Source organism: Ruminococcus sp. 8Y-12 (genome assembly GCF_058119865.1).
On the sequence record NZ_CM176623.1, the window covers coordinates 752,069 to 764,852 of the forward strand.

Consider the following 12,784-nt stretch of genomic DNA (forward strand, 5'->3'; position numbering starts at 1 on the left):
TCTTCCCTTCCTCACCAAAGCTTTGCCCTAACTAAAGGGGAGCCGCCAAAAACGGCAGCTCCCCCTGAAAGTTTTAGTGATCGTGAAAACACATTAGCTTACATATTTATACAGGACATCCCATATACTCGACCGTTCGAATCCCAGCTTCCACGCTGCGATCCCGCCAAGATTGTACTCTTTTACCAGCTTTGCCTTTTCCTCCAGAGATTTTTCATTCTCCAGCCAGATCTGGTACTTTCCTCCATCTGAGGTTTCCAGCTCTGCATAGTCCTGAGAGGTTTCCTCACTCCAGTTGGCAGTCACTCCATTGTCTGTAAGCCACTGATCAGCCGTGTCCATGCCGATCGCCTCGCTGGTGATTTCCCCCTTGCTGTCCGTAAGCCAAAGCCTGGTATAGAAGGGAACTCCATTGATGACCTTCTCAGCCGGTACCTCTGCGATCGTATCCTCGATTCCCTGTCTTACAAAGGGAAGGGACGCCACAGATCCCGCCTCCTCAGAGCCCACATAATGCTCGTCATATCCCATGACAATTACATAATCTGCCACAACACCCTGCTCGGCCCTGTCATAGTGGGCAGTGAAGGGCATAGGTACAGGATCATCCACAGAGAGCACGATTCCGTTCTTTCTGCACTTAACAGACAGTTCACGGATGAACTGGATGTATCCGTCCCCGGCGTCCTCAGGAATGGCCTCAAAGTCCACATTTATGCCGTCCAAGCTGTACTGCACTGCTGCTGCAATCAGCTGATTGGAGAGCTTTTCCCTGGAAGCTGTGGATGAGAGCACCTTTGTGGTGTCAATCTCTTCGCTGAAATTGTCCACCAATGCCCAGACCTCCAGCCCCTGAGCGTGGGCGTTTGTGACATATTCCTCGCTGGCCAGGGACGTGATATCTCCGTCGTTGCTGGAAATAGAGAACCAGGTGGGGGAGATGGTGTTGACTCCCTTCATGTTTGCAATATCATACAACAGATTGTAGTTGGACTCTTCGCTGGTGGTCTGGTGCCATACCATATTGATCTTGTAATCTTTCTTCATGCTGGTATACACTGGCTCTTCAAACTCCCGGCTGATGTTCTCTTTGTATGTTTCATCCAGCTTTTTGTTCGGGAGATAGCCTATGTATCCATCCTTGGTGAGAACCTTTGACCAATCCTCCATCTGTTCCAGCACAGTGACTTTATCGCCCTTCGCAGCCTCCGTCAGTATGGGACTTTTGATCCCGCCCTGATACCGGACGCTGTCCGCTTTTTTCACATTAGCGTAGGTTTGTTCTCCCCATTTGTAAGTGATCAGAAGATGACCCGGATTGCTGTACGCCTGGTACTCCATGTTGGTGTACTGTTGCACAAAGGCAGCGGCGATATACGCCTCGTTTCCATCCACCTTTACAATATCATACTCCGCGCTCTGATTGTTTCCGGAAACCGTATAAGCCTTTCCGCCTGCGGGAATATTGATAATATCCGTTGGGGTGGTGTAGACCATCAGGTTCGCGTCCGCGTCCCAATAGAAGCGGTCATTAAGGTACTCCTTTACCACCTGGTAGTCCAGGTAGGGATTTCCATTGTCCAGAAATCCTTTATACTCAACCAGCTGATCCTGAAGGATCAAGGCCAGCTCATTCTCACCGGAAACTCCAAAATACTCGGAGGAATTCATCACCTCATCGCTGGGTGTATACTTTTCTACAATCTTGCTAATGATACCGATTGCCACTACAATCACGATCAGGACCACAGCCGCCAGAACCGGTACGACTTTTTTCTTCATTCATTGTACCTCCAACCCTTTAAATATTTATACTGCAGCAGAAAGAAGACTGACGCTCTGCGAACATTATATCATACTTTCCCGGTTCCTGATGACTAAATTCGACATTTTTTTATTTCCTGTGCTTCTATTTTTTGGATGACTGTGAGGGGACCTTTCATCCTTTTTTCTTTTGATTGTCGAGATCCTTAACCAGGTCAAACCCAATGCCCCAGAGTTCATCTGAGTCATCCTGAATGTAATCCCGCATATAAGCCTTTCTTTCGCCCACTGTGCAGGCTTTAGCTATCTCCTCGGGACTGCTGGGTTTTCCATTCAGAAGAAGACGGATGCCGGCCTTTCGGTACTGCTGCAATTCCTCACACAGCTTCTGCTGATTTAATCTTTGGTTATCCTTTATGCATACTCACTTCCTTTCTTTACGGCCTGACGGAGAATTCCCTGCGGTGCTTGCGGCATTTCTGCCTGTGATATATTATGTTCCGGCACGGCTGTTTTGTACTTGGCAGAGAAGACGAAAGCAAATATGCTGTGTGTCTTTTGGGTAGGGTGCAATGAATGATTGCTGTGAAAAACTGGTTTGAAAAATAAGAAACGTCTGCAAAGATATTTGCATAGAATAGGTAGTAAAATAGATTAAATACGCTTCGTCTTCTCTTACTGTTTATTATAGACAATAAGTTATGATTTGGCAAGCATTTTTTTGTTTGACAGATGACATTTGTTTGTATATACTATATGACATTAAATCCAGTGAATTACTTTACATAAACGCAGAAAACAGTATATAATAATACTAGTACATCATCGAAATCATATATAGATAGGATGTGAAAATATGAAAATTGAAAAGATCAACGATAACCAGATCCGCTGTACACTGACAAAAGAAGACCTGGCTACTCGAGAAATAAAGATCAGCGAGCTGGCCTATGGAACCGATAAGGCAAAATCCCTGTTTCGGGATATGATGCAGCAGGCTGCCTATGAGTTTGGGTTTGAGGCCAATGATATTCCGCTGATGATTGAGGCCATACCACTCTCCTCTGATTCCATTATCCTGATTATCACAAAAGTGGAAGACCCGGATGAACTGGATACCCGGTTTGCAAAGTTTGCGCCATCGGATGGCGAGGGTTCCCTCTCTGATGAAGACTCACCCATTCCCAGCAAGCTGGAGGGTGCGGATGACATCCTGGGCCTCTTTAACAAAATCCGGGAAGCGAAGAAAAAGATGGCTGAAAAAAAGCCCGCACAGGCAAATGCCGCCCAGAGTACTGAGGAAACTCCCTTTAACCTGACAAGGCTCTACAAATTCCCTGATTTGGACTGTGTAATTCGGGCCTCCCATGTACTGCAGCCGGTTTACCACGGAGAGAACTCTCTTTATAAGGATGAAACCGCACGCCAGTATCATCTGATCATCAGCAAGTCTGAGCACAGCCCTGAGGAGTTTAACAAAATCTGCAATATCCTATCTGAGTACGGTACAAACCATAAATTCTCAGCGCCCATGGGCGCATTTTACGCGGAACATATGGAGTGCCTAATCAGTAATCAGGCTTTACAGAAATTGGCACTGCTCTAGCCAGGAATGTCTGATACGTCTGAAACAAGATATATATGCAAAGAAAAAGAGAGTGTACAGTCGGTCGATGGAACCGCTTGTACACTCTTTTTGTATGATCTATTAAGCCTGTTTGCTCTCCACAAACGCGTTTACTCTTGCAACTAATACTTCAGGCTCAATTCCATGGACTATGGCTGCCTCCTCAATGGTCTCTGCCTGAGCGGACGGGCATCCAACACAGTGCATTCCTCCGGCTACCAACACCCCTGCCATATCCGGGTCCATTCTTAAAATATCGCCAATGATCATGTCTTTTGTGATCTTAGTCATCAATATTCCCTCCTAACTAATACAAGATGCCTCCTATTATAATACTTTTTTCTTTAACATGCAAGGCTCATTTCACTCCTCGTATTTACCAAAAAAACATTTAAAACGGGTAAGGTAATTTACTGCGTTACCACCCGGACGTCACCCGGGCGTTGGCATCTCTCACGCAAACACGTGCAACGCTCTGGGGAACTAACGGTTAACTGCAACTAAGGACGCTCAGGAAAGCCTTCGCGTCCAAGTTTCCGTAAACGGTTATTTCCCCGCCGCTAAAAACGCACGTAAATTGTTTGCTTAGAGAGCTGCCAACGCCCGAGCGACTGTTTTCTGGAACATAGAAGAATATAGAAATTCCCAAAATCTTGTTTGCAAATCGCCTGGGTATCACAATCTTCCGCCTACGGGAAACAGCTTCCTCCGGCGCAGGGCTATGCTTCGGGGACAATTAGCGTGCGTTTTTAATGAAGATGAAATCCTCTGGTTACGGAAACTTGGACGCGAAGGCTTTCCTGAGCGTCCTAGTTGTAGTTAGCAGATAGTTCATCGGAATGTTGCACGCGTCCCCGAAGCATAGCCCTGCGCCGGAGGAGGCGTCCGCTTAATCCTTAAAATTTCTCAATAGAATACTGTATGCAATAAAATACAAGTTTTCCCATTGACTTGTATACAATGTGCATGTTATTCTATGATCAAGATAACCACTAACTTTTTCCGACAAATAAAATTCTTATTTTCGGATACTACTATATCATTATGATCAAGGAGGATTCTCATGCAAGCAGAATGGAAAGACTTTAAAGACGGCATCTGGCAGAAAGAAATCAATGTCCGCGATTTCATCCAGAAAAACTACACCGTATATGAGGGAGACGAAAGCTTCCTCACAGATGCCACAGAGGCGACAAAGGAACTCTGGGACACGGTTATGGATCTGACTGCACAGGAAGCCAAGGCAGGAGGAGTGCTGGACATGGACACCAAAGTGATTTCAACCATCACTTCCCATGGACCGGGTTATTTAGACAAATCCAAAGAGAAAATCGTTGGTTTCCAGACAGATAAGCCCTTTAAGCGTTCCCTTCAGCCCTATGGCGGCATCCGCATGGCAGTGAAGGCCTGCCAGGATAATGGTTATGAGGTAGATCCGGAAATTGTTGACTTCTTTACCACCCATAGAAAAACTCACAATGCAGGCGTGTTTGACGCTTACACCCCGGAAATGCGCGCCTGCCGCTCCAGCCATATCATCACAGGCCTTCCCGATGCCTATGGCCGCGGACGAATCATCGGCGACTACCGCCGTGTGGCACTCTACGGTGTAGATATGCTGATTGCTGACAAACAGAATCAGAAGGACACCACGCGTACGATCATGTACTCTGATGTAATCCGCCAGCGCGAGGAACTCTCCGAACAAATCCGCGCTCTGGGTGAGCTGAAAAAGCTGGCCGAAATCTATGGATGCGATATCTCCCGTCCGGCAACCAATACCCAGGAGGCCATCCAGGCGCTTTACTTTGGATATCTGGCTGCTGTTAAGGAGCAGAACGGGGCCGCTATGTCTCTGGGACGCACCTCAACCTTCCTGGATGTATATGCGGAACGCGATTTAAAGAACGGCACCTTTACAGAGCAGGAGCTTCAGGAGATGGTGGACCACTTTATCATGAAGCTGAGACTGGTGAAGTTCGCCCGTACTCCTGAATACAACTCCCTATTCTCCGGTGATCCCACCTGGGTCACAGAGTCCATCGCAGGTGTGGGCATTGACGGACGTCCAATGGTAACCAAAATGTCCTACCGCTATCTGCACACCCTGGACAACTTAGGTCCCGCTCCGGAGCCCAACCTGACTGTACTGTGGTCCACACGGCTGCCCCACAACTTCAAGGCTTACTGCGCTAAGATGTCCATCAAAACCTCTGCAATCCAGTACGAGAACGATGACCTCATGCGTGTAACCCACGGAGATGACTACGGAATCGCGTGCTGCGTATCCTCCATGAGAATCGGAAAGGAAATGCAGTTCTTCGGCGCAAGGGCAAACCTGGCCAAGTGCCTGCTCTACGCAATCAACGGCGGTGTGGATGAGATCACCAAAAAACAGGTGGGACCCAAATACCGTCCCATCACCTCCGAGTACCTGGATTATGATGAGGTCATGTCCGCTTACAAGGATATGATGAAATGGCTGGCCCGCGTTTATGTGAACACCTTAAACATCATCCACTATATGCATGATAAATACTGCTATGAGAGAGTCCAGATGGCACTGCATGACAAAAATGTGAGACGCTGGTTCGCAACTGGTATTGCCGGACTGTCCGTAGTTGCGGATTCCCTCTCAGCAATCAAATACGCAAAGGTCAAGGCTATCCGTGACGAGGACGGCATTGTAGTTGACTACCAGGTAGAGGGAGATTTCCCCAGATACGGAAACGATGACGATCGCGTGGACAGCATTGCAGCGGATCTGGTTCGTATCTTCATGGGATATATCAGCGGAAACCACACGTACCGCGGCGGCGTGGCAACTACTTCCATTCTGACCATCACTTCAAATGTGGTGTACGGGCAGAATACAGGAGCTACCCCGGACGGGAGAAAGGCCGGAGAACCCTTTGCACCTGGTGCCAACCCCATGCACGGACGTGATGCACATGGCGCGGTGGCTTCCCTGTCCTCTGTCTCCAAGCTTCCTTTCCGCGAGGCTCAGGATGGTATCTCCAACACCTTTTCCATCATCCCGGGCGCCCTGGGCAAGGATGATCAGATCTTTATGGGCGATCTGGCCGTAGATCTGGACTTGGGATGCTGCGAGGGCACTTTAGGCGAAGAGCAATAAGAAACCCATACACTTATTTATAGGAGGATTTACAATGGATATCAACAATGCACAGGTAGAAAACCTGATCAACTTACTGGACGGATATGCGGAAAAGGGCGGACATCACTTAAATGTTAATGTGTTCACCAAGGAAACATTGCTGGATGCCCAGGCTCATCCGGAAAAATATCCTCAGCTGACGATCCGCGTTTCCGGATATGCAGTAAACTTCAACAAGCTCACAAAAGAGCAGCAGGATGAGGTAATCTCCAGAACCTTCCACCACTCTATATAAGATGACAGGGTATATACACTCTCTGGAGAGCTTTGGCACTGTGGACGGCCCAGGTGTCCGCTATGTGGTCTTTATGCAGGGCTGCCCCATGCGCTGCCTCTACTGTCACAACCCGGATACTTGGGACACCAAGGGAGGCACCCCTATAACTCCGGAGGAAATTCTGGAGAGCTATGAAAAGAACAGAGCATTCTATAGAAACGGAGGACTCACCGTCACCGGAGGCGAGCCTCTGCTCCAGTTGGAGTTTGTCACAGAACTCTTGACCAAGGCCAGAGAGTGCCAAATTCACACCTGCATTGACAGTTCAGGCGCCACCTTCCAGCCATCCAATCCAGCTTATCTGGAGAAGCTGGACAAACTTTTGGAAGTGACAGACCTGGTGATGCTGGATATCAAGCATATTCATCCCAAACAGCACGAAGAACTGACCGGCTGCCCAAACGAGCGTATTCTTCTCTTTGCGCAGTATCTGGATCAGAAGAAAATCCCCGTGTGGATACGCCATGTGGTTGTTCCGGGAATTACAGACAATGAAAAGGATCTGTATGATCTTGGGTACTATATCGGAGGACTTCAAAATGTAAAGGCTTTGGATGTCCTGCCCTATCACACTATGGGAAAAGTAAAATACGAAAAGTTAGGGATGGATTACCCCCTGGGGGATCTGGAGGACTGCAGCAAGGAAGCCGCAATCAAAGCGCGGGGCTTTATTATGGATGGATTTCATAAAAAAAGGAAACAATTGTTAAGGCAATAATTTCATAAACATTTAACTTGTATATTGAATTTAAATGTATTAAAATGAAGTGAAAGGTTTGGAGACAAGCCGTACACGAATATATTTTAAGGAGGATACTAGATATGGCATACGTAATCACAGATGAATGTGTAAACTGTGGAACATGCGCTGGTGTATGTCCAGCAGAGGCTATCAGCGAGGGAGATGACAAGTACGTTATCGATGCTGATACTTGCTTAGACTGTGGAACCTGCGAAGCAGAATGTCCGACAGGTGCGATTCACGCAGAATAATGCTTAGAAGCTCAAGAGCCGGTACATCAGGTACCGGCTTTTGTTTTTGTAATTTAATTAATATTTTGTCGGGGCTGACCTCTTATCAAACCCATAATAAACCGAGCCTGATAGCTGCTGTGGCGGCCGGCTCGGTAATTTCAGGTCTATAGATGGAACCACCTCTTTTTTCGCTCCGTTCCCTTTTCTTTGGTGGCTGCAACCAGCTGTCGTTTTTTCTGGTGGGCCCGGATGGTCTCGTCTAATTGACGGTAGCGCTCCTCCTCCCGCTCCTCACGCAGCTGAAGAAGCACGTCCACCTCTTTTACCAGGGTATCCGTGATACGGCTTTCCAGCTCGGTATTATTTTCCTGCAGCACCTGCTTAAATATGTTGCTGACAATACTCTCAAACTGTTTCAGCTTGTCCAGGTCACCGGCTATGGCCGGCAGGGTCTCCGCCTCTTGGGGCGACTGGGCCTTCTGGGGGATATGAGCTGTCCCAGATGGCTGGGACGCTTGGGAGGGTTGAGATGACTGCACGGATGAACGCTCACTCAGCTTCTCCTCCAAATTAATTATGTTGTCCACACTGGGAGATAAGTCTTCCGTGCCTTCCTCTGAATGGGATACCCTTTTTTTCAGCTCTGGTATCAGTACTTTAATGGCTTTTAATTGAATTCCTCTCTCTTTTAGTTCTTTAATATTCCGGAATATGCGGATGTCTTCCTCGGTATAGTATCTGTGCCCTAGTTCCGTCCTGGCAATGGCTAAATCCAGCTCCTCTTCCCAGTAACGCAGCACATGGGTCTCCACGTCCACCTTTTTGGCAGCGTCGGAAATCATATACCTGGTCTCACTCATGCGCTCCCCTCCTTACTGTGAAAGTATACCATATTGGAGGGGGGAATGGGTGGGAAAGATATCGCAAGTTTTGACAGGATTTTTGGTGTCGGGCTTCGCCCTATATTCTCAGAGAAAAATAGCCCCCACCAAAGTCTTCGACCTTGGTGGGGGCTATTTTTTTCTGAGAATGCATGCCTCATTTTTTCATGTTTGCGAACTTTGTATAATTGGGCAGCCATACTAGTTCTACGGTTCCGATGGGGCCGTTTCTTTGTTTGGCTATGATGATCTCGGCGATTCCTTTTTTTTCTGAATCTTTGTTGTAGTAGTCGTCTCTGTAGATGAACATTACAACGTCCGCGTCCTGCTCTATGGCTCCGGACTCTCGCAGGTCGGAGAGCATGGGCCGGTGGTCGGGTCTTTGTTCTACGGCCCGGCTGAGCTGGGAGAGGGCTACTACAGGGACGGAGAGCTCTCTGGCGATCTCTTTTAGGGATCTTGAGATATCAGAGATCTCCTGCTGGCGGGAATCTGTCTTTTTATTGCCTGTCATCAGCTGCAGGTAGTCTATGATGATGATTCCCAGGTTGTGCTCCAACTTGTATTTTCTACACTTGGAACGCAACTCCGCCACGGAAATGCCCGGTGTGTCGTCTATGATCAGGTTGGATTTTCCGATAATTCCCGCTCCCTCTATGAGCTTGGTCCAATCCTCGTCGCTTAGACTTCCCGTTCGGATTGACTGGGAGTCTACTCTTGACTCAAGGGAGAGCAGACGGTTTACCAGCTGCTCCTTGGACATCTCCAGGCTGAATATGGCTGCCGTAACTCCGTTCCGGAAGGCCATGTGCTGTGCCATGTTTAACACAAATGCCGTCTTCCCCATGGATGGACGGGCGGCTACCAGTACCAGGTCAGAGGGCTGCATTCCGGACGTCTTGTAGTCCAGATCCACAAATCCTGTGGGGATTCCTGTGACGCTTCCCTTGTTTTTGGACGCTATCTCAATCTTGTCCAAGGCATTGAGTACCACATCCTTAATGGGCACATAGTCCCCTGTGCTGCGCTTCTGGACCAGATTGAAAATTTTTCGCTCTGTGTCCTCCATGATGTCCTCCACCCTCTCCTTTGCCAGGTAACAGGTGTTGGCTATCTCCTCGTTGACCTTTATCAGTTTGCGCAGCATGGATTTTTCCTGTACGATCTGCGCATAGGATCTGACGTTGGCTGAGGTAAGGGTGGTATTCAGGAGATCTTTGATAAACTCCAGGCTGCTCACCTCAGGGGGAACCTCCTTTTCTCTCAGGCGCTCCTGGAGCGTAATCAAATCTACCGGCTTACCCTCATTATAAAGCTCCAGCATGGCCTCAAAGACGATTCCATACTGGTGCTGATAAAAATCTTCGCTGGTAACAATTTCTGAGGCTGCCATGATAGCCTCACGGTCCATGAGCATAGACCCGATTACGGATTGCTCCGCCTCTACACTGTGGGGCAGTACCCGCTTGATCAGTGCCTCCTCCATGGTGCTCCCTCCAATATCATTACGCTTCCTTTACGGTTACCTTCAGCTTTGCGGTCACCTTTGGATGAAGCTTGATCCCCACTTCTGTAGTTCCCAGGGACTTTATGGGGTTGGGGAGCTGGATCTTCTTCTTGTCCAGATCATATCCCAGCTGCTCTTTCGCTGCCTCTGCAATCTCCTTTGTGGATATAGAGCCAAAGGTCTTACCGCCCTCTCCCACCTTTATGGATACCTGAATCTCCTTTTTCCCGATCTCCTCCGCATAAGCCCGGGCCTCCTCCAGCACTTCTTTGGCAACCTTTTCGCTGTGGGCTTTTTGCAGCTTCAGATCATTGATATTCTTAGGTGTGGCTTCCAGCGCCAGTTTTTTAGGGAACAGCGCATTCCTGGCATAGCCGTCACTCACATTTACGATCTCACCTTTTTTTCCCAAAGTCTTTACGTCTTCCGTCAAAATCACTTTCATTTTAAATCGCTCCTTCTTCTGTCATTGTTACAATAATTTCTTTTAACTTCTGTTTCGCTTCCTCAATATTGACTCCGTCCAGCTGCGCGCCGGCAATGTTCATATGCCCGCCGCCCCCCAGACGTTCCATAATAATCTGTACATTGACCTCGTCAATGGCCCTGGCACTGATATAGATCCGGTTGTTGTAGTCTGTAATCACAAAGGATGCCTTGATTCCCACTATATTCAGCAGCTCATTGGCCGCCTGAGCTCCCACTATGGTGGGACTTTCTAGATTTTGGCTGGGACATGCGCTGATGGCATAGCAGTCCAGAAATACTTCCGCGTGGCGTACGGCCTCTGCTCTGGCCTTGTAGGAGGTCATATCATTCCTCAGCATCTTCCGCACCCGGGTCACATCCGCCCCACACCTGCGCAGAAACGCTGCAGCCTCAAAGGTGCGCACTCCTGTTTTCGCCACAAAATTGTTGGTATCAATGATGATACCGGCATAGATACAGTCTGCCTCCCGGCTCTTCAGCTTCACGCTGTCTGAAAAATACTGCAGAATTTCCGCAACCATCTCGCAGGAGGAGGAAGCGTAAGGTTCAATGTAGGAGAGAACCGCATTTTTGATCACTTCGCTGCTCTGCCTGTGGTGATCCAGCACCACAATGGTCTTGGTCAGATGCAGAAGGGACTCACACTCTGTCATGCTGGGACGGTTGGTATCCACTACCACTACCACGGTGTTGTTGTCCGCTATGGCCTCAGCCTCCGCATGAGTCACGAACATGTCCTTCTCATAATCCGGGTTGTTCAAAAACAGGCTGATCCATGGCCGGATGGACCCGTTGATATCTCCCAGTACAATATGGGCGTGCTTATCCAGCATCTTAGCCGCCCGGTAGACTCCGATTGCCGCGCCAAAGGAATCGATATCCGTGATCTTATGCCCCATTACAAGCACTTTGTCCTTGCTGCCGATAAATTCCCGCAGGGCATGGGCTTTCACCCTGGCCTTGACTCTGGTGCTCTTTTCCATCTGCTGGGACTTTCCGCCGTAGTAGGAGATCTTTTCATTTTCCTTGACCACAGCCTGGTCGCCTCCGCGGCCCAGGGCCATTTCGATGGCGATTCTGGAAAACTCACAGTTCTGAATATATCCGCCTCCGTTAACACCGATTCCGATACTCAGAGTCACATTCATGTCATTTCCGATATTGACGGTCTTTACTTCCTCCAGGAGGGAGAATCGGTTCGCCTCCAGTTCCAGCAGGCTCTTGTATTTCAGGACAATAAAATACTTGTCCTTTTCCAGTTTCTTTACCACGCCGTCCAGGTTGGAGATATATTTATTGATTTTACGGTCAATCAGCGCCACCAAAAGGGAACGGCGCACTTCCTCCACACTCTCCAGGGCTTCGTCATAGTTGTCCAGATAGATCAGACCGGCAACCATTTTTTGCTCCTGGTTTTCCCTGCGGCTCTCATTCAGCTCTGTGTTGTCAAAGAGATACATGGCAATCATGTAACTGCTCTCCTTAGGCATGTCCACAATATCCACCGTCTCATCCAGAATCTGAATGGAAATCTTGTGCAGCTGTACCTGGAAATCTCTTCCCTCGTGTGTGATGTCCACAGTGCTCACGTCCTTCTGGACAGGCAGTACATGGGTATCAATCTCAGGAAACAGATTCAGGATATGCTTGTGGTACCGCTTATCCTTTCCGGTTATCTCAGAAAACTCCCCGTTCATCCAAATCAGCTTTCCATCCGGGTCCAGCAGTGCATACGGTATTGCGAACTCTTCCAGCAGTGTTTTCTGCACCTGGCCATACTGGGTGGCAAAATAAATCATTTCATTCATAATATTGGGCTTGTAGTGAAAAAGCATCACCAATACCATGATGACGTAAAGTGCTGTGAAACAGGAAACCAGGATGCCGGCCTTGGTATTGACAAAATATACCGTTATGTTCATCAGCACCAGAAACAGTACCATCACAACGGGCCACTGCATATAAGATTTCAGCTTGCCGCTAAACTTTATTTTACTATTTTTCTTCATTCCGTGCCTCCGATTGCCTTTCCTTATACGCCAAGGTCTTTTATGGCATTATCTATATAATAGCATTTTTTTCCCTC

General features: G+C 48.2%; 12 protein-coding genes. 5 read left to right on the forward strand and 7 right to left on the reverse strand.

Translation table 11 applies throughout. The features are described 5' to 3' along the window. Positions 1–93: 93 nt before the first annotated feature. Together AC0THY_RS02675 and AC0THY_RS02680 are read right to left on the reverse strand one after the other, a co-directional pair. Positions 94–1,782, reverse strand: coding sequence for a glycosyl hydrolase family 18 protein (locus AC0THY_RS02675; RefSeq protein WP_489992927.1), 1,689 nt, complete (start codon positions 1,780–1,782; stop codon positions 94–96). A gap of 157 nt (positions 1,783–1,939) precedes the next feature. Beyond that, positions 1,940–2,137 (reverse strand): hypothetical protein, encoded by a 198-nt coding sequence (locus AC0THY_RS02680; RefSeq protein WP_489992928.1) that lies wholly within the window; start codon positions 2,135–2,137, stop codon positions 1,940–1,942. A 483-nt stretch (positions 2,138–2,620) separates the two neighbouring features. Between AC0THY_RS02680 and AC0THY_RS02685 the strand changes: the two genes are divergently transcribed. After that, complete coding sequence (locus tag AC0THY_RS02685; RefSeq protein WP_489992929.1) at positions 2,621–3,370, forward strand: adaptor protein MecA; 750 nt, start codon at positions 2,621–2,623, stop codon at positions 3,368–3,370. 102 nt (positions 3,371–3,472) lie between these two features. On the opposite strand, the gene AC0THY_RS02690 is transcribed toward AC0THY_RS02685, so the two are convergent. Further along, a complete protein-coding gene (locus AC0THY_RS02690; RefSeq protein ID WP_489992930.1) occupies positions 3,473–3,682 on the reverse strand; it encodes a DUF1858 domain-containing protein in 210 nt (69 codons plus the stop codon). A gap of 772 nt (positions 3,683–4,454) precedes the next feature. Here AC0THY_RS02690 and pflB point away from each other — a divergent pair. From pflB to fdxA, 4 genes are all read left to right on the forward strand, one after another. Further along, entirely contained in the window at positions 4,455–6,527 is a 2,073-nt protein-coding gene (pflB, locus tag AC0THY_RS02695; RefSeq protein ID WP_489992931.1) for a formate C-acetyltransferase, read from the forward strand. Between the two features lie 34 nt (positions 6,528–6,561). Further along, a complete protein-coding gene (grcA3, locus tag AC0THY_RS02700; RefSeq protein WP_489992932.1) occupies positions 6,562–6,804 on the forward strand; it encodes an autonomous glycyl radical cofactor GrcA3 in 243 nt (80 codons plus the stop codon). A 1-nt stretch (position 6,805) separates the two neighbouring features. Continuing rightward, positions 6,806–7,564, forward strand: a complete 759-nt coding sequence (gene pflA, locus AC0THY_RS02705; RefSeq protein ID WP_489992933.1) for a pyruvate formate-lyase-activating protein — start codon at positions 6,806–6,808, stop codon at positions 7,562–7,564. Between the two features lie 104 nt (positions 7,565–7,668). Beyond that, positions 7,669–7,839 carry a 4Fe-4S ferredoxin gene (fdxA, locus tag AC0THY_RS02710; RefSeq protein ID WP_489992934.1) on the forward strand — a complete coding sequence of 57 codons (171 nt, stop codon included), beginning with the start codon at positions 7,669–7,671 and terminating at the stop codon, positions 7,837–7,839. 146 nt (positions 7,840–7,985) lie between these two features. Here the strand turns inward: fdxA and AC0THY_RS02715 are convergent, their stop codons facing one another. From AC0THY_RS02715 to AC0THY_RS02730, 4 genes are all read right to left on the reverse strand, one after another. Continuing rightward, complete coding sequence (locus AC0THY_RS02715; protein ID WP_489992935.1) at positions 7,986–8,681, reverse strand: helix-turn-helix domain-containing protein; 696 nt, start codon at positions 8,679–8,681, stop codon at positions 7,986–7,988. Between the two features lie 178 nt (positions 8,682–8,859). Further along, positions 8,860–10,188, reverse strand: coding sequence for a replicative DNA helicase (gene dnaB / locus AC0THY_RS02720; RefSeq protein ID WP_489992936.1), 1,329 nt, complete (start codon positions 10,186–10,188; stop codon positions 8,860–8,862). Between the two features lie 19 nt (positions 10,189–10,207). Then, on the reverse strand, positions 10,208–10,654 hold the full coding sequence (rplI, locus tag AC0THY_RS02725; protein ID WP_489992937.1) for a 50S ribosomal protein L9: 447 nt from the start codon (positions 10,652–10,654) through the stop codon (positions 10,208–10,210). 1 nt (position 10,655) lies between these two features. Beyond that, positions 10,656–12,707 carry a DHH family phosphoesterase gene (locus AC0THY_RS02730; RefSeq protein ID WP_489992938.1) on the reverse strand — a complete coding sequence of 684 codons (2,052 nt, stop codon included), beginning with the start codon at positions 12,705–12,707 and terminating at the stop codon, positions 10,656–10,658. Between the last annotated feature and the right edge of the window lie 77 nt (positions 12,708–12,784).